The sequence below is a fragment of the Xanthomonas sp. DAR 35659 genome, assembly GCF_041242975.1.
Taxonomy (GTDB): Bacteria; Pseudomonadota; Gammaproteobacteria; order Xanthomonadales; family Xanthomonadaceae; genus Xanthomonas_A; species Xanthomonas_A medicagonis.
This window is the reverse complement of record NZ_CP162488.1, coordinates 3657062-3673474: the sequence shown is the minus strand read 5'-3', so window position 1 is coordinate 3673474 and position 16413 is coordinate 3657062. Positions and strand designations below refer to the sequence as shown.

Below are 16413 nucleotides of genomic sequence, written 5' to 3'. Positions count from 1 at the left end.
ATTCGAAATTTCCGCTCCGCGTTGCGCGGAGCCGTGACCTTCACAGGATAAAGCATTGAACGCGATCACCCCCGACCTGCGCCGCGACGACAGCCTGGAACGCCTGGAGCGCCTGTCCGAAACCGCCCAGCGCCTGCTGGCGCGCGCGCGCGACCTCGGCGCCAGCCAGGCCGAGGTCAGCTGCAGCGAAGACCGCGGGCTGGACGTCAACGTGCGCCTGGGCGCGGTGGAAACGGTGGAGGCTACCCGCGATCGCGGCATCGGCGTCACCGTCTACTTCGGCCAGCGCAAGGGCAGCGCCAGCACCGCCGACCTGCACGAGTCCAGCCTGGAGGCGACCGTGGCCCAGGCCTGCGCGATCGCCCGCTACACCGAGGACGACGTCGCCGCCGGCTTGGCCGACGCGGCGCTGATGGCGCGCGAGCTGCCCGAGCTGGACCGCTGGCATCCGTGGTCGCTGGAGGCCGAAGAGGCGATCGAGCTGGCCCTGGCCTGCGAGGCCGCCGGGCGCGAGGCCGATCCGCGCGTGGCCAATTCCGATGGCGCCTCGGTCGGCAGCAGCGAGAGCCTGTCGGTGTACGCCAACTCGCACGGCTTCGTCGGCCGCGAGCGCAGCACCCACCATTCGATCGGCTGCGCGCTGATCGCCGGCCACGGCGACGGCATGCAGCGCGACGGCTGGTACAGCAGCGCGCTGGCGCGCGAGGACCTCGAACTGCCGGCGGCGATCGGCCGCCGCGCCGCCGAGCGCACCGTGGCGCGGCTGCAGCCGCGCTCGTTGCCGACCGGCGAGCTGCCGGTGCTGTTCGCCCCGGAGATGGCGCGCTCGCTGATCGGGCACCTGCTCGGCGCGGTCTCCGGCGGCGCGCTGTATCGCCGCGCCAGCTTCCTGCTCGACAGCGTCGGCAGTCGCCTGTTCCCGGACTGGTTCGCCATCGACGAACGGCCGCACCTGCGCCGCGGGCTGCGCTCGGCCGCCTTCGACGGCGAGGGCGTGGCCACCCGCGATGCGCCGCTGGTGCGCGACGGGGTGCTGCAGCGTTACGTGCTGGGCAGCTATTCGGCGCGCAAGCTCGGCCTGCAGACCACCGCCAACGCCGGCGGCGTGCACAACCTGCAGGTGGCCGCCAACGCCGAGGATCTGGCGTCGATCGCCGCCGGCATCCCGCGCGGACTGCTGGTCACCGAGCTGATGGGCAATGGCGTCAACCCGGTCACCGGCGACTATTCGCGCGGCGCCGGCGGCTTCTGGATCGAGAACGGGGAAATCGCCTATCCGGTGGACGAGGTGACCATCGCCGGCAACCTGCGCGAGATGTTCCAGTGCATCGAGGCGGTCGGCCGCGACATCGACGTGCGTTCGCACCTGCATATCGGCGCGGTGCTGGTCGGCAGGATGACGGTGGCCGGCAACGACTGAGCAGCCCGTGGCGCTCGCCGGCGGATGGCCATGCCCCTGGTAGGAAGGGCGGTCACCGACGACATGGCCGCGCCGCCCGGGTTTGCGCTGCGCGTCGCATGCCGGCCTTGCAAGGCGCTCCCCGCGGCACCCTGTTCCGGCTCGGCGGCGCCGCTGGCCGTCCGTTCGCGGATGGCGGCTCGCAAGCGCCGGGGCCGCCGATCCGCGGCTGGCCGGCATCCAGATCGGCCTGCGCACGCCGCGCGCCGGGGCCGGCGGTGGCCGAAACCCGCGCCGCGGAAGGCCGCATGCCTTGACAGCGTTGCGCGCTACGCCGAGAGTGGCGCGCCAGGCGCCTTGCCACTCACCACCATAGGAAGGGAATACCGATGAGCGAATTCGACAATGTGACCGCCCCGCCGCCGCCGCCGGCCGCCGCTGGCCCGCAGGAGGACCGCACGGTCGCACTGATCACCCATCTGTCGGGCATCATCGCCGGCTTCATCGTGCCGCTGATCATCTGGCTGGTGAACAAGGACAACCCGGCCAAGTCGTTCCTCAACGACCAGGCCAAGGAAGCGCTGAACTTCCAGATCACGGTCGCCATCGCCTACGTGATCTGCATGGTGCTCAGCATCATCGTGATTGGCGGCCTGCTGATGCCGGTGGTGTGGGTGGTGAACCTGGTGTTCTGCATCCTGGCCGGGATCAAGGCCAACGAAGGCGTGGCCTACCGCTACCCGTTCGCGCTGCGCCTGATCAAGTAAGCCGCAGCACACGCGTCGCGCAAAAAGGCCCGGCCACCGCCGGGCCTTTTTCGTTGCGCTGGCCGGCGTCGCGCACTGGGCCGCGGCCGCCGTGCGCTCCGCCTCGCCGCGGCCCCTGCCGTTGCCGGCTCGCCATGCAATCCGGGCCAGCCCGTGGCCGCGTTGCGGGCCGCGTCAACCGGGCCCGGCCCTGGCGCGTTAGCCATGCGACTGCCGAACGGGAGCGCCGCATGATCCGTCGCCACACCCTGAGCGCCGCGAATCGCTTCGGCCTGGGCGCACGTCCCGGCGAACTGGCGGCCATCGACGACCCGCGCGCCTGGCTGGCCGCGCAGCTGCGCCCGCGGCCCGCCGCCCTCCCGGCGCTGCAGGGCTTGCCCGACAGCCTGGATTACCTGCGCCGCGAAGCCGCCTACCAGCGCGAACGGCGCCAGGCGCGGATGCAGGCGCCGGCGGATGCCAAGCCCGCGCAGCAGGCGGCGCGCAGCCTGTACCGGCAGGCACAGGCGCAGGAACTGGCGGCGCGCTACGCCGTGGCGGTCGCCAGCGCCGACGGTTTCGCCGAACGCCTGGTGCAGTTCTGGTCCAACCATTTCGCGGTCTCGGTCGACAAGCGCGCCGCCACGCTGTACGCCGCGCCGATGGAGCGCGAGGCGATCCGCCCGCATTGCATGGGCCGCTTCGCCGACCTGCTGCTGGCGGTGGAGCGGCACCCGGCGATGCTGCGCTACCTGGACAACACCGCGTCGATCGGTCCGGACTCGATGGCGGCGCAGCGCGCGCAACGCCGCGCGGCGCGGCAGGACCCGGCGACGCCGCCGCGGCGGCCGGGACTCAACGAGAACCTGGCGCGCGAGATCCTGGAACTGCACACGCTAGGCGTGGATGGCGGCTACACCCAGGCCGACGTGACCGAACTGGCGCGCGCGATCACCGGCTGGGGCGTGCCCGCGCCGCGCGAGTTCGAGCACGATGTCGCGCCGGCCGGCGCCTTCGTGTTCCGCGCCGCGGCGCATGCCGCCGGTAGCCGCCAGGTGCTGGGCCGACGCTACGCCGAGGCCGGGTTGGCGCAAGGCGAGGCGATCCTGACCGCGCTGGCGCGGCATCCGGCCACCGCCCGGCATCTGTCGCTGAAGCTGGCGCGGCATTTCGTCCGCGACGATCCGCCGCCGGCGCTGGTGCAACGCATGGCCGAGGCCTGGTTGCGCAGCGACGGCGATCTGCCCAGCGTGTACCGCGCGCTGATCGACAGCGACGAGGCGTGGAGCGCGGACGCGCGCAAGTTCAAGGCGCCGCAGGACTTCGTGCTGTCGGCGCTGCGCGCCGGCGGCGACTGGCCGCAGGCGCCGGCGCAGCAGCGCACCCTGCTGGACATGCTGGCGCGGATGGGGCAACCGCCGTTCATGCCGCGCTCGCCGGCCGGCTATGCCGACGTGGCGGCGGAATGGAACGGGCCGGACGCGCTGTGGAAACGGGTGCAGGCGGCCGAGGCCCTGTCCGGCCTGTCCGCGCAGGCCGACCCGCTGGCACTGGCCGCGACCGTGTTCGCCGGCAGCCTGGACCCGGACACGAGCAGCGCGTTGCGGCGCGCCGAATCGCCGCGCGATGGCGTGGCCTTGCTGCTGGCCAGCCCGGCCTTCCAATGGCGCGCCTGAGCGGCGCGTCGTGCCTCACCCAAGCGGAGAACGTCCATGCCTCTGACACGCCGCCGTTTCCTCGCCGCCAGTGGCGCGGCCACGCTGCTGAGCCTGTGGTCCGGTCCCAGCCTGGCCGCGCCGTCCGCGCACACGCGGCTGCTGGTGGTGCTGCTGCGCGGCGCGCTGGACGGCCTGCACGCGCTGGTGCCGCAGGGCGATGCGGACTATGCGCGGCTGCGCGGCGCGCTGGCGCCGCAGCAGACCCTGGCCCTGGATGGCAGCTTCGCCTTGCATCCGGCGCTGGGCTTCGCCCATGAGCTGTACGCGCGCCAGCAGTGGCTGCCGGTGGTGGCGGTGGCGCCGCCGTACCGGCAGCGCTCGCATTTCGAAGCGCAGGACTGCCTGGAGAACGGCACCGCGCGCCCCAGCGGCGCGTCCAGCGGCTGGCTCAACCGCTGCGCGGCGGCGTTGCATGGGGTCGAGGCGCTGTCGGTGAGCGCGGTGACGCCGCTGATCATGCGCGGCCCGGCCGCGGTCGCTGGTTGGTCGCCGCCATTGCCGAGCGAGGTCAATCCGATCCTGCTGCAGCGGCTGCAACCGCTGTATGCCGCCGATGCGCAATTGGCCGCTGGCTTCGCCCGCGCGCTGCGCAGCCAGGACACGCTGGTGGAGAGCGGCAAGGGCGGGCAACTGCCGCAGGCGATGCGCGCCGCCGCCAGCTTCATGGCCAAGGACGATGGCCCGCGTATCGGTTTCGTCGAGGATTCGGGTTGGGACACGCACGGCAACCAGGCCGCGGTGCTGCAGCGCAAATTGGCCGAACTCGATGCCGGATTGCGCGCGTTCCATGACGGCGCCGGTGCCAGTTGGGAGCGCAGCGTGGTCGCGGTGGTGACCGAGTTCGGCCGGACCGCGGCGGTCAACGGCACCGGCGGCACCGACCATGGCACCGGCGGCGTCGCGTTCCTGGCCGGCGGCGCGGTGCGCGGCGGGCGCATCGCCGGCGACTGGCCCGGGCTGGCGCCGCATGCCTTGAACGAGGGCCGCGACCTGCGCGCGACCACCGACCTGCGCAGCGTGTTCAAGCATCTGCTGGGCGCGCACCTGGGCGTGCCGGAAGCGGCGCTGGAAACGCAGGTGTTCCCCGGCAGCGCGGCGGTGCGGGCAATGGAGGGGTTGCTGGCGTCGCGCTGAGGACGTGCATGCCGCGGATGGCCGCCGCTTGCGATGCGTGGTCGCAGGCGCTGGTGGCAGCGCAAGGTTTTCGGCATGGCGACGCGGGCATCGCCACTTCAGGCACGGTGATGAACAGCGCCGGCCACCGCCGGCGTGTCGTCGGCCAACAGGGGCGCGGTGCCGGCAAGCGCTGCCGGCACCGCGCCGTCCGCAGCCGGTGGCCTAGTTCTGCGCCGGGTTGTTCTCGGCGAAGTATTCGTGGCTGTCGGCGTTCTTCACTGCGCGCGCCGGGTTGCTGGTGGCCAGGTTCTTGGCCGCGCTCTGGCCATAGGCGTAGTCGGAGGTGCCGGCGACCACGGTGAAGTGGCTCATCTCGTGGATCAGCGTGCCGGCCTTGGAATCGGTGCCGGTCAGCGGCGCGCTCCAGAACGCGTTGCACACGTAGATCTGGTACGGCTGGTTGGCGTAGACGTAGGCATAGGAACTGTCGCTGCACCCGCAGTTGATGGTGACCTGGCCGTTGTTCTGGTCGATCGCCGCATCGATGTTGACGAAATTGGAGGTGGCGGTGCTGTAGCGGCTGGCGTTGTAGGCGCCGAACCAGGTGGTGTAGCGCGCGCCGGTGCTGCCGCCGTTGAGGTAGGTCTTGGCGTTCTGCGAATAGGTGCGCGCCGCGTTCACCGCGCTGCCGATGGTGCTGATCTGGCTGCTGCTGCAGGACGCGTAGTTGATGCCGTTGACCACCGCCTGCGGGCCGACCATCAGGTCGTTGCGCACCGCGCGGCCGCGGCCGTCCAGCCACACCGTCAGCGGCGCGCTGGACACCGTCTGCGGCTGGCCGACGGCGCGCTGGATCCGCTCGCCGTCGGCGAAGGCGGCGTACTGCAGCGAGGCATTCAGGTGGATCGTGTAGTTGCCGCTGCGCGACAGGTCGTAGGCGTCGGCCAGATCGATCTGCGCCTGCCGCGCCTCGCCCGGCTGCAGGGTCACGAAATCCTCGGCGCGCGGCGCGGCGCGCTTGACCAGGCGTCCGACGTAATCGACCGCACGGCCATCGCGCTGTATCTCGAACAGGCTGCCGTCCAGCTCGCCCAGTGGCAGTTCCCATTTGGGCACGCGCGCGGCGCGCGTGCCGGTATTGCGCACGGTGACCGCGAACTGGCCGCGCTGCTGCCCGTCGGCATCGGCTACCGGCGTCAGGTCGACCTGCAGCGGCGCGGGCGCCCGCACCAACTGCGATTGCGCAGTGGCCGCCGAGATGATGCCGACCAGACTGAAGCCGATTGCCGCCGAGATCAGGGATGTGCGTTTCATGCAGACGTCTCCGTTGAAAATGGGTGCCCATGCGTGGGCGTATGCAAACTAGCCCGCCGCTTCGCGGCTGGTGGCGGATTGCGCGTTTGTCTGCGATTTCGTCCAGCGAAGCGGGCGTTCGATCCCACAAACCGGTTCGCTGCGACGACGCATCGCGACGGCTGCGCGGCGAGGCACGCAGGCGCCGATGCGCTGCGGGGTTGCCGACGCGCGCCACGATGCTAGAGTCGGGCGCTCATCGCGCCGTGGGAGAGGGCGGACGTGCGAGTGCTGCGCCGGTTGATTGCGATCGTATGGCTTGGATTGGCCGCCACCGCCGTGGCGCAGCCGGCGCCGCGCACGATCGCGCTGGACGTGCAGGGGCCGACCACGGCGCGCGACCGCTTCTACGACCTGTCGGTGGGGTCGGACTATCCGGGCACGCTGCTGCGCGAGGACAGCCTGGCGCAACTGCGCACCGCCCGCGACGAACTGGGCTTCCGCTACCTGCGCTTCCACGCGATCTTCCACGACGTGCTCGGCACCTACCGCGAAGTGGATGGGCGCCCGCACTACGACTGGAGCAAGATCGACCAGTTGTACGACCGTATGCTCGGCATGGGCATCCGTCCTTTCGTCGAACTGGGTTTCACCCCGGAGGCGATGAAGACGTCCGAGCAGCGGATCTTCTATTGGCAGGGCAATACCTCGCATCCGAAGTTGGACAAGTGGACCGCGCTGGTGGACGCGTTCGTGCGCCATGTGCGGCAGCGCTATGGCGAGGACGAAGTGCGGCGCTGGTATTTCGAGGTGTGGAACGAGCCGAACCTGGCCGGCTTCTGGGAGGGCGCGGACCAGCCGGCGTACTTCGCGCTGTACGCGGCGACGGCAAAAACGATCAAGCGCATCGATCCGCGGCTCAAGGTCGGCGGGCCGTCGACCGCGGGTGCGGCCTGGGTGCCGGAATTCATCGCCCATGCGCACGCCGCCGGCACGCCAGTGGATTTCATCACCACCCACACCTATGGCGTGGACGGCGGCTTCCTCGACGAGAAGGGCGAAAGCGATACCAAGCTGTCGCCATCGCCCGACGCGATCGTCGGCGACGTGCGCCGCGTGCGCGCGCAGATCCAGGCCTCGGCGATGCCGGATCTGCCGTTGTATTTCACCGAGTGGAGCACCAGCTACACGCCGCGTGATCCGGTGCACGACGCCTATCTCAGCGCCGCCTACATCCTGAGCAAGCTCAAGGCGGTGGAAGGCCAGGCGCAGGGCATGAGCTACTGGACCTACAGCGACCTGTTCGAGGAGCCGGGGCCGCCGACCGCCCCGTTCCAGGGCGGTTTCGGCCTGCTCAATCCGCAGGGCATCCGCAAGCCGGCGTACTTCGCCTACAAGTACCTGCATGCGCTGGGCGCGCGCCAGCTGCGCAACGCCGATGCGCAGAGTTATGCGACCTACGACGATGGTGTGCTGAAGCTGCTGGCGTGGGACTTCGTTACGCCGCGGCAGGACAAGAGCAATCGACCGTACTTCACCCAACTGCTGCCGCCGGCCGCGCGTGCGCCGCTTTGTCTGCAACTGCGTGGACTGGCGCCGGGTGCGTATGCGGTGGCGATCCGTCGCACCGGCTTCGATGCCAACGATGCGTACAGCGCGTATCTGCGCATGGGCGCGCCGAAGACGCTGAGCGATCAGCAATTGCGTGCGCTGCAGGGCACGACCGTCGATGCGCCGGAACTGCGGCGGGTGCGCGTGGGCAAGGACGGGCGCGCGCAGGTGGATGTGGCGATGCGCGCCAACGATGTGGTGCTGCTGGAGCTACGCCCGCGCTGAGCGGGGCGCTGACAAGCGCGCTACAGGGGGCGAGCTGTTGTGGGAGCGACTTCAGTCGCGACGGGTTTTTCCGGTAAGGCCCGTCCTGACGGAAAGACACCTCCAATAACTTCGGAAAGTGTCCTGTAGGAGCGGCTTTAGCCGCGACGAGGCGTTCCCGGTAGAGCCTGTCGCGGCTAAAGCCGCTCCTACAGGACCAACTGCATCTGACTCGATTGTGGCGAAAGCAGGTTGTTAGAGGTGCCCTGAAGTCGCTCCCACAGAGGTTCGCGGCGTCTGCCCTGGATCGGTTCTGGTCGGCGTTCTCGGTAAAGCCTGTCGCGGCTGAAGCCGCTCCTACAGGGGGGCGGGTGTCGCGCCTGATCGCTTCAGTGCGAGCGGTCGACCGCCAGGCGCGCCAGCGCCGCCAGCGCGTCGGCGCGCGTGTCGTGCTGGTGCAGACTGTCGCGCATCGTCGCCGCCAGTTCGGCCAGCTTGGCCTTGGCGCCGTCCATGCCGAGCAGCGCCGGATAGGTGGACTTGGCCTGGGCGACGTCCTTGCCGGCGGTCTTGCCGAGTTGTTCGGAACTGGCCTCGACGTCGAGGATGTCGTCGCGCACCTGAAATGCCAGGCCCAGCGCGGTGGCGAAGGCGTCCAGTTGCGCCAGCGCGGCGGCGTCGGCGCCACCGGCCAGGGCACCCAGGCGCACGCTGGCGCGGATCAGCGCGCCGGTCTTCAAGGCATGCATGCGTTGCAGGTCGGCCAGCGGTTGCACCCTGCCGGTGGCATCGATGTCCAGGGCCTGGCCGCCGCACATGCCGGCGGCGCCGGCGGCCTCGGCCAGGGTCTGCAGCCAGCGCACGCGCAAGACCGGAGCGGCGTCGGCCTCGGCCAACAGGCCGAACGCCAGGGACTGCAGGGCATCGCCGGCCAGGATCGCGGTGGCTTCGTTGAAGGCGATGTGCACGGTCGGGCGGCCGCGGCGCAAGGCGTCGTCGTCCATCGCCGGCAGGTCGTCGTGGACCAGCGAGTAGGCGTGGATCAGTTCCACCGCCAGGGCCGGTGCGTCCAGTTGCGCCTCGTCGATCCCGAACAGCGCGCCACTGGCGTAGACCAGCAACGGGCGCATGCGCTTGCCGCCGCCGAGGGTGGCGTGACGCATCGCCGCGTGCAGCCGCTGCGGCGCCACCGTGGCGGCAGGCAAGCGCGCGTCCAGGCCGGTTTCCACGCGCTGGCGCCAGCGCGCGAACGCGGCGTCAGCCGCCATGGAGCGGGGCGGGATCGAAGGGTTCGGCGGCGTCCGGCTGCTCCGGGTCGCTGAGTAGGCGCACGCGCAATTCGGCTTGTTCCAGCGCCTGCTGGCACTGCCGGTACAGGCCGACGCCGCGCTCGTAGGCGCTCAGCGACTGTTCCAGGCTCAGGTCGCCGGTTTCCATCTTCTCCACCAGCACTTCCAGTTCCTCGAGCGATTGCTCGAAGCGGGCGACCGGGGAGGCATCGTCTAGGGACTTCTTGGGCATCGCGGAAGTGTGCGCGGCGTCGGCGGCAGGGTCAATGCGAGGCGGGTGACGATGGCGTGTCAGCCGCGTCCAGCGCCAGGCGTGCACGCCGCGCCTGCAGCCAGGCGTGCAGCGGCGCGGCAACGATGCCCGCGCCGGCGGCCTGCAAGCGTTCGGCGTCGAACAGCAGCGGCAGCCGCGCGCGCCGCCACGGCGGGACCGCGCGCTCCTGCAACACGTGCTTGAGCGCCTGCGAATGCGCGCGGCCCGGCAACAGGATGCGTTCGCCGCCCTGGCGCCAGCGCACCAGCAGCGGCGCGTCGAATGCCAGCGGCGCCTCGGCGAACAGCCGCAGGCGGCGGCCGTCCGGCAGCGGCAGCGGCGCGCGTCCGTCCCAGTGCGCCTGCCACGCGCTCGGCAGCGGCAGTGGATCGCGTTCGGCGTACAGCGCATCGCGCCAGCAGCGCAGTGTCGCGCCATGCCAGGCGAACTGCGCGGACGCGTCGGCGCGGGCATGCAGCAGGCTGTGTTCGATCGCCGCCAGGCCGGCGGCCGGCAACGGCGGCAGCCCCGCTTGCGCGACCCAGCGGCGCAGCACGCGCGCGCGGCGTGGCGCCGGCAGCGCGCGCAGGCGGGGCAGCGGCAGCGGTGGCGCGTCGTCGCCTGGCGCGTCGAGCGCGGCTTGGTCGGCCTGGGCTGGCGGCGCAGCGACATCGCCGCACGCCGGCGCGCGGCGCGGCCGTTGCGTTGGCTCATCGGCGCTGTCGCGTAGCGCCTCACATGCGGGCCGGCCATTCCGATCCGCCAGCGCGGCGGCATCGTCGTGCGGCCGCGCATCGCCGCGTGGCCGCGGCATTGCGGCGTCCGGGGGGCCGAGCAGCGCCTCTAGTGCGGCTTGGTCGTCCTGCTCCAGCAGCGCGGCGGCCTCGCCGCACAGCTGCGCGCTGCGCGCCAGGGCGGCATCGGCATGCGGCCAGCGCTGACGCAGCAGCGGCAGCACGCGCAGGCGCAGGAAGTTGCGGTCGAAGCCGGGATCGGCATTGCTGGGATCTTCGATCCACTGCAGCGCATGCCGCTGCGCGTACGCCTGCAATTCGCCCCGCGGCAACGCCAACAACGGCCGCCACAGCTTGCCGTGGGCGAAGTCGCGCAGCGGCTGCATCGCCGCCAGCCCGTCCGCGCCGGAGGCGCGCAGCGCGCGCAGCAGGAAGGTCTCGGCCTGGTCGTCGCGGTGCTGCGCCAGCGCCAGCCATTCGCCGGTCGCCAGCGCCTCGGCGAAGGCCGCGCGCCGCGCTTGCCGCGCCGCCGCCTCCAGGCCGTGGCCGGCATCGAGCGGTACCCGCACGCGCAGCACCTGTAACGGAATGGCCAGCGCCGCGCAGACCGTCGCGCACTGGTCGGCCCAGGTATCGGCGTCGGCATGCAGGCCGTGGTGCACGTGCACCGCGCGCAGCCCGGCGTGCCGATAGCGCGGCTGGTGCGCCAGCGCATGCAGCAGCACGCTGGAATCCAGGCCGCCGCTGAGGCCGACCAGCACCGCGGCCGGTGCCGGATCGGGCAGGGCGGCGGTCACGGCACAAGGCGGGGGGGGATCGGAACAGCGGCTCATCGCGTCACTTTAGAGGCTGTCGACGCGGCAGCGAAGCGTGTCGTGCGCGTGGTGGTGCCGCAGCGGACTGGACGGGACGCGCCGGGTATTCGCCGCCAGCGACGCGATGCGTGGCATGGCGGCGCATGCCTGGATCAAAACAGTAGGGCGGGACGCTGCGGACGGCAGTCGTGCACCGCCTGTGCGATGGACCGCCACGCACCGCGAGAGCGTGGCCGGCGCAGCGCGGGTAGGCCGGTCGCAATGCCACGCACCGCGCGGCGATCGGCGCTGCGCTGCTGCCACTTCGTGATTGCCGCGATCGATGCGGTCCCAGGTTCCGCCTTTCCATTGGCGTGTGCCCGTCGCCCTTGCGCACGTGAGCGTGGCCGGCAAGCTCGGGCAGGCCGGTCGGCAATGCCACGCACCGCGTGGCGATCAGCGCCGCGGTGCGGCCACCTCGCGATTGCCGCGGTCGATGTAGTACCAGCGTCCGCCTTCCATCGGTGTGTGCCCGTCGCCGTCGGGGGTGCCGCGACGGCAGCCATCGCAGACCTGCGCCACGCCGTGCTCGAATGGCCAGGCGAAATCGTGGACCGGCGCGATCGCCTCGCGCAGTTGCCGGTCGTAGAAGCCGATGCGGCCGTGGAAGATGCCGCGGGTGAGGCCTTCGGTGAAATAGTCCGGGCCGTTGTCCCAGGTGATCACCGGCAGGCTGCTGCCGTCGGCGCGCACGTAGTAGAACTGCTGGCCGACGCTCAGCACCGACAAGCCGTCGGCGTCGAATCGCAGGCGTCGCGCGGTCTGTGCCGACAGCCGCAGACGGCCGTCGGCACCGACGCTGCAGCCGGGCACGACCGCGCGGTCGGAGTCCGGATCGGCGATCCGGCATGCGGTGTCGGCCTGCGCCCAAGCCGCCGGCGCCGCCACGAGCGCCGCCAGCGCGACCAGCGCCGCGGCCCGCCGCCTCGCCATCACCGTGCGTCGCTGCCGCACCCTCCTCATTTGGCGGTGGCGCGCGCCGCCTCGGCCACGAACGCGTCCGGCGTCGGCACCTGCACCGGCACGCCGTCGCCATTGCAGGTGCCGGCCTGGCACAAGCGTGCGCGCAGGGCGGGGGTGGCCTGCACGATCACGTGGTAGATCACGTTCTCTTCCAGACTGCCGCGGAACGCGTCGCTGCCCGGGCCGCGCGCCCAGATGCCGACGTCGTCGCCGCCATGGGTCTCGGCCTTGGTCGGCACCAGCGCTTCCTGCATGAAGTCCGGCTGCTCGGTATCGACATGGGTCAGGTCCGGGCGGCCCTTGACCGGCTCGAAGCTGCTCGGCGCGTGCGGGAAGGTCTTGATCCCGGCCGGCTGCTGGTTGCTGGCGCCGGTGTAGCCGGGGCCGTTGGCGTAGCTGAGCGTGGCGTAGGGCTGGCCGTTGCCGTCCAGCGCCAGCTCGCCGGTGTTGGCGTCTTCGCCGCTGGTGCCGCGCACCTTGCCCAGGATCGGGTTGCCGCGCTGCGGGTAGCCGACGAAGTTCAGCGTGTGCGAATGATCGGCGGTGACGATGATCAACGTGTCCTCGGCCGAGGTCGCGTCCACCGCCGCCTGCACCGCCTGCGACAGCGCGATGGTCTCGTCCAGCGCGCGGTAGGCGTTGCCGGCGTGGTGGGCGTGGTCGATGCGGCCGCCTTCGACCATCAGCACATAGCCCTGCTTGCCGCGCGACAGGTTGGCGATCGCGGCGCGGGTCATTTCGGCCAGGCTCGGGTCGCCGGCCGCGCTGGTGTCGCGGTCGTGGTCGAACTGCATGTGGTCCGGCTCGAACAGGCCGAGCAGCGCCGGCGCGTTCTGCGCCGCCTCCAGTTGCCCGCGGTTCCACACGTAGGCGCCCTGCGGGTGGCGCTGGCGCCATTCGCCGACCAGGTCGCGGCCGTCCAGGCGCAGGCCGACCTTGTCGTCGTATTCCGGATCGCGCTGCTCGACCGTGGTGAACTGGCTGCGGCCGCCGGCCAGCATCACCTGCGGGCCGCGGCCGTAGCGCGCGCTCACCATCTGCTGGGCGATGTCGCGGCAGCCCTCGGCCACGGCCTTCTCCGGCAGGTCGGTGTCGCTTTCCCAGTTGCGTTCGGGGGTGTGCGCGTAGGTCGCCGCCGGGGTGGCATGGGTCAGCCGGGTGGTGGTGACGATGCCGGTGTTCAGGCCGGCGCTGTCGGCCAGTTCCAGCCAGCTCAGCAAGCGCTTGCCGAGGCTGTCGGCGCAGGCCTCGCGCTTGCCGGCGGACACGCCGATCGCGCCCATGTGGGTCTTCACCCCGGTGGTGATCGAGGTCATGGTGCCGGCCGAGTCCGGGGTCTGCGAATCGGTGTTGTAGGTCTTGCTCAGTGCGGTGGCCGGGAACGCCTCCCACGACAGCTGGTTCTCCTCGCCGGAGGCGCCCTTGCGCTGGCCGTCGAGGATGCGCGCGGCGGCGACCGTGGTCAGGCTCATGCCGTCGCCCAGGAACAGGATCACGTTCTTGGCCTTGCCGCGCATCGCGCCGTTGTTGGCCGCCTTGGCGGCGCCGCTGCGGTACCACCAGTCCGGGGTCTCGCCGCCGGGATGGGCCACGGCCGGCACCTGGATCGGGGCGACGCTGGCCGCGGACGGGGCGCGCGGCGCGCTGGCGCAGGCGGCCAGCAGCAGGGTGGAGGCGGCGGCGAAGACGGGAACGAGATGGCGCATACGAGGAGCGGGCCCTGGGCACGAAGTCCCTGGCATTATGCCGGCTGCGACAAGGCACGCCGATGACACCGCGCCTTTCCAGCCATGGCGTCGTCGCTGCTGCCGGGGTGCGCTATCGTGCGGAACCCCCGATCTTTCTGGACAGCGTCGATGAAACTGGTGACGGCCTGGTTACGCATTCCGTTCTGGCAGCGCGTGGTCGCCGGCTTCGCGCTCGGCGCGCTGGCGGGCTGGGCGATGGGGCCGGCGGCGGAGACCTGGTTCGGGCCGCTCGGCGACCTGTACGTGACCCTGATCAAGATGATCGCGGTGCCGCTGGTGTTCTTCGCGGTGATCAACGCGATCTCCTCGCTGCACGGCCAGCAGTCGGTGGCCAAGCTGGGCGGGCGCACCTTCCTGTGGTTCGTCCTCACCGCCGCGCTGGCGGTCGGCGTCGGCCTGAGCGTGGGCACGCTGCTGCAGCCGGGCGCCGGCCATTTCGGCCTGAGCGTGGACAGCGCCTGGAAGCCGCGCGACGTGCCCAGCCCGATCCAGGTGTTGCTGGACGTGGTGCCGTCCAATCCGTTCTATGCGCTCACCGGCATCGGCACCAAGACCAATGCCGCCGGCGAGACCGTGCTGGCGGCCGGGCGCGGCTCGATCCTGCCGGTGATCTTCTTCGCCGGCCTGCTCGGCTTTGCGATGGTCAAGCTCGGCGAGCGCGTGGCCGAGGCGCGCAAGCTCACCGCGCAGATGAGCGACATCATGATCCAGGTCACCCGCTTCGTGCTGGAGATGACCCCGCTGGGCACCTTCGGCCTGATCGCCGGGCTGGTCGGCAGCTACGGCTTCGAGAAGCTGCTGCCGTTCGGCAACTTCGTGCTGGCGCTGTACCTGGCCTGCGCAATCCACATCCTGGTGGTCTACAGCGGCTTGCTGCTGGCGCACGGGCTGAACCCATGGAAGTTCTTCCGCGGCGCCGCGCCGGGCATGCAGGTGGCCTTCGTCAGCTCGTCCAGCTTCGCGGCGATGCCGGTGGCGCTGCGCTCGATCACCCATAACCTCGGCGTCAACAAGGACTACGCCGCGTTCGCGGTGCCGCTGGGCGCCAGCATCAAGATGGACGGCTGCGGCGCGATCTTCCCGGCGCTGTGCGCGGTGTTCATCGCCCAGTACACCGGCGTGCCGCTGACCGCCAACCAGTACTTCGTGGTGCTGATCGCCTCGGTGCTGGGCAGCTTCGGCACCGCCGGCGTGCCGGGGACCGCGGTGGTGATGGCGACCGTGGTGCTGAGCGCGGCCAACCTGCCGCTGGAGGTGATCGGCTACCTGTACGCGATCGACCGCGTGCTGGACATGATGCGCACCATGACCAACGTGACCGGGCAGATGCTGGTGCCGGTGCTGGTGGCCAAGGAGACCGGCCTGCTTGACCGCGGCGTGTACGAGGCTGCGTCGAGCAACGTCGGCCTGGAAGATCCGCCGGCCGACGGCTCCGGCCAACTGCGCTGATCGGCCGGTGCGCACGACCGCGACGCGCTTGCGCGAGCAACTGCGGCAACTGCCCGGGCTGATGCCGGTCGACGGGGTGTTGGTGCAGCAGACATTGGCCGCCGATCCGTTCGAGCGGCAGTACCTGGCGGTGCGGCAGCAGGAAGGCCGCGTCTACAGCGACGCGCAGGTACGCGCGTTGCCGCACCCCGGCGGGGAGCTTGCCAGCAGTCACGAGTGGCGGGTGCGCGCCGAATCGTGCCGGCGCCTGTTGCGCTACCTGCGGGCACGCGGCGGCAGCGGGCCATTGCTGGAACTGGGCTGCGGCAACGGCTGGCTGTCGCGGCGGCTGGCCGAGGGCCTGCGGCGCGAGGTCTGCGGAGTGGACGTCAACCGCACCGAGCTGGCGCAGGCCGCGCGCCTGTTCGCGGCCAATCCCTTGCTGAGTTTCGTGGCCGGCGACATCCGCACGCTGCCGCTGCCGGCGCAGCGTTTCGACGCGATCGTGCTGCCGGCCTGCCTCCAGTACTTCGCCGATCCGCGCGCGCTGATCGCGCACCTGCTCGGCCTGCTGCAGGACGACGGCGAACTGCACGTGATCGACAGTCCGTTCTACGCCGATGCGGCACAGGCACAGGCCAGCGCCGCGCGCAGCCTGCGCTACTTCAGCGGGTTGGGCTGCGCGGAGCTGGCCAGCCAATACCACCAGCACACCGATGCCGCGCTCGACGGCATCGCGCTGCACAGGCTGTTCGATCCGCGCAGCCTGCGTGCCCGCCTCGGCCGCGCGCTGGGCCTGGCGCAGCCGCATTTCCCGTGGCTGCGCATCCGCAAGCGCGACAATCCCGGGCTGGGCGCCGCCTAGGGTGCGTGACCAATCCCCGGCATGCTCGGGGATTGGTCACGCGCCCTAGGCCTTTTGCGGCGGTGGGGCCGCTGCAAAAGGCGACGGCGCGCATCCACGTGAGGCTGTAGCAGGGCTGGCCTTTCCGTCGCGGCATGCGTCGCTGCGCTGAACCGTCGGTTCGCGTGCGCGCCGTTGCACCCTCTGCGCCGG

General features: G+C 71.4%; 13 protein-coding genes. 7 read left to right on the top strand and 6 right to left on the bottom strand.

Translation table 11 applies throughout. The annotated features are described in order from the left end of the window. Positions 1-55: 55 nt before the first annotated feature. The 4 genes from pmbA to AB3X07_RS15280 all read left to right on the top strand — a co-directional run bounded on the left by pmbA (position 56) and on the right by AB3X07_RS15280 (position 4997). Positions 56-1420: a metalloprotease PmbA gene (gene pmbA / locus AB3X07_RS15295; protein ID WP_369939445.1), complete on the top strand. Its 1365-nt coding sequence runs from the start codon at positions 56-58 to the stop codon at positions 1418-1420. Between the two features lie 368 nt (positions 1421-1788). Then, on the top strand, positions 1789-2166 hold the full coding sequence (locus tag AB3X07_RS15290) for a DUF4870 domain-containing protein (RefSeq protein WP_369939444.1): 378 nt from the start codon (positions 1789-1791) through the stop codon (positions 2164-2166). Between the two features lie 230 nt (positions 2167-2396). Continuing rightward, entirely contained in the window at positions 2397-3821 is a 1425-nt protein-coding gene (locus AB3X07_RS15285; protein WP_369939443.1) for a DUF1800 domain-containing protein, read from the top strand. Positions 3822-3857: 36 nt separating this feature from the next. Next, the gene (locus tag AB3X07_RS15280) at positions 3858-4997 is read left to right on the top strand and encodes a DUF1501 domain-containing protein (protein ID WP_369939442.1); all 1140 of its coding nucleotides are present in this window, start codon (positions 3858-3860) and stop codon (positions 4995-4997) included. A 204-nt stretch (positions 4998-5201) separates the two neighbouring features. On the opposite strand, the gene AB3X07_RS15275 is transcribed toward AB3X07_RS15280, so the two are convergent. Continuing rightward, positions 5202-6293: a M35 family metallo-endopeptidase gene (locus tag AB3X07_RS15275; protein ID WP_369939441.1), complete on the bottom strand. Its 1092-nt coding sequence runs from the start codon at positions 6291-6293 to the stop codon at positions 5202-5204. 261 nt (positions 6294-6554) lie between these two features. On the opposite strand from AB3X07_RS15275, the gene AB3X07_RS15270 reads away from it, so the two are divergent. Next, positions 6555-8108 (top strand): GH39 family glycosyl hydrolase, encoded by a 1554-nt coding sequence (locus AB3X07_RS15270; protein ID WP_420018520.1) that lies wholly within the window; start codon positions 6555-6557, stop codon positions 8106-8108. 368 nt (positions 8109-8476) lie between these two features. Here AB3X07_RS15270 and AB3X07_RS15265 read toward each other — a convergent pair whose 3' ends face one another. From AB3X07_RS15265 to AB3X07_RS15245, 5 genes are all read right to left on the bottom strand, one after another. Next, complete coding sequence (locus tag AB3X07_RS15265; protein ID WP_369939439.1) at positions 8477-9355, bottom strand: polyprenyl synthetase family protein; 879 nt, start codon at positions 9353-9355, stop codon at positions 8477-8479. Then, on the bottom strand, positions 9345-9608 hold the full coding sequence (locus tag AB3X07_RS15260; protein WP_263397821.1) for an exodeoxyribonuclease VII small subunit: 264 nt from the start codon (positions 9606-9608) through the stop codon (positions 9345-9347). The genes AB3X07_RS15265 and AB3X07_RS15260 overlap by 11 nt, the downstream gene beginning before the upstream one ends. 31 nt (positions 9609-9639) lie before the next feature. After that, a complete protein-coding gene (tilS, locus tag AB3X07_RS15255) occupies positions 9640-11160 on the bottom strand; it encodes a tRNA lysidine(34) synthetase TilS (protein ID WP_369939438.1) in 1521 nt (506 codons plus the stop codon). 453 nt (positions 11161-11613) lie between these two features. Beyond that, entirely contained in the window at positions 11614-12150 is a 537-nt protein-coding gene (locus tag AB3X07_RS15250; RefSeq protein WP_369939437.1) for a WG repeat-containing protein, read from the bottom strand. Between the two features lie 26 nt (positions 12151-12176). After that, positions 12177-13886: an alkaline phosphatase gene (locus AB3X07_RS15245; RefSeq protein WP_369939436.1), complete on the bottom strand. Its 1710-nt coding sequence runs from the start codon at positions 13884-13886 to the stop codon at positions 12177-12179. A gap of 150 nt (positions 13887-14036) precedes the next feature. On the opposite strand from AB3X07_RS15245, the gene AB3X07_RS15240 reads away from it, so the two are divergent. Then, entirely contained in the window at positions 14037-15377 is a 1341-nt protein-coding gene (locus AB3X07_RS15240) for a dicarboxylate/amino acid:cation symporter (RefSeq protein WP_369939435.1), read from the top strand. A 7-nt stretch (positions 15378-15384) separates the two neighbouring features. Continuing rightward, positions 15385-16221: a class I SAM-dependent methyltransferase gene (locus AB3X07_RS15235; protein ID WP_369939434.1), complete on the top strand. Its 837-nt coding sequence runs from the start codon at positions 15385-15387 to the stop codon at positions 16219-16221. Positions 16222-16413 lie beyond the last annotated feature (192 nt).

What these genes read in the sequence shown, in the direction of transcription:
- AB3X07_RS15290 (WP_369939444.1), top strand. Translation starts at nt 1,789, where the DNA reads ATGAGCGAATTCGACAATGTGACCGCCCCGCCGCCGCCGCCGGCCGCC.
- AB3X07_RS15285 (WP_369939443.1), top strand. Translation starts at nt 2,397, where the DNA reads ATGATCCGTCGCCACACCCTGAGCGCCGCGAATCGCTTCGGCCTGGGC.
- AB3X07_RS15280 (WP_369939442.1), top strand. Translation starts at nt 3,858, where the DNA reads ATGCCTCTGACACGCCGCCGTTTCCTCGCCGCCAGTGGCGCGGCCACG.
- AB3X07_RS15275 (WP_369939441.1), bottom strand. Translation starts at nt 6,293, where the DNA reads ATGAAACGCACATCCCTGATCTCGGCGGCAATCGGCTTCAGTCTGGTC.
- AB3X07_RS15265 (WP_369939439.1), bottom strand. Translation starts at nt 9,355, where the DNA reads ATGGCGGCTGACGCCGCGTTCGCGCGCTGGCGCCAGCGCGTGGAAACC.
- AB3X07_RS15260 (WP_263397821.1), bottom strand. Translation starts at nt 9,608, where the DNA reads ATGCCCAAGAAGTCCCTAGACGATGCCTCCCCGGTCGCCCGCTTCGAG.
- AB3X07_RS15250 (WP_369939437.1), bottom strand. Translation starts at nt 12,150, where the DNA reads ATGGCGAGGCGGCGGGCCGCGGCGCTGGTCGCGCTGGCGGCGCTCGTG.
- AB3X07_RS15245 (WP_369939436.1), bottom strand. Translation starts at nt 13,886, where the DNA reads ATGCGCCATCTCGTTCCCGTCTTCGCCGCCGCCTCCACCCTGCTGCTG.
- AB3X07_RS15240 (WP_369939435.1), top strand. Translation starts at nt 14,037, where the DNA reads ATGAAACTGGTGACGGCCTGGTTACGCATTCCGTTCTGGCAGCGCGTG.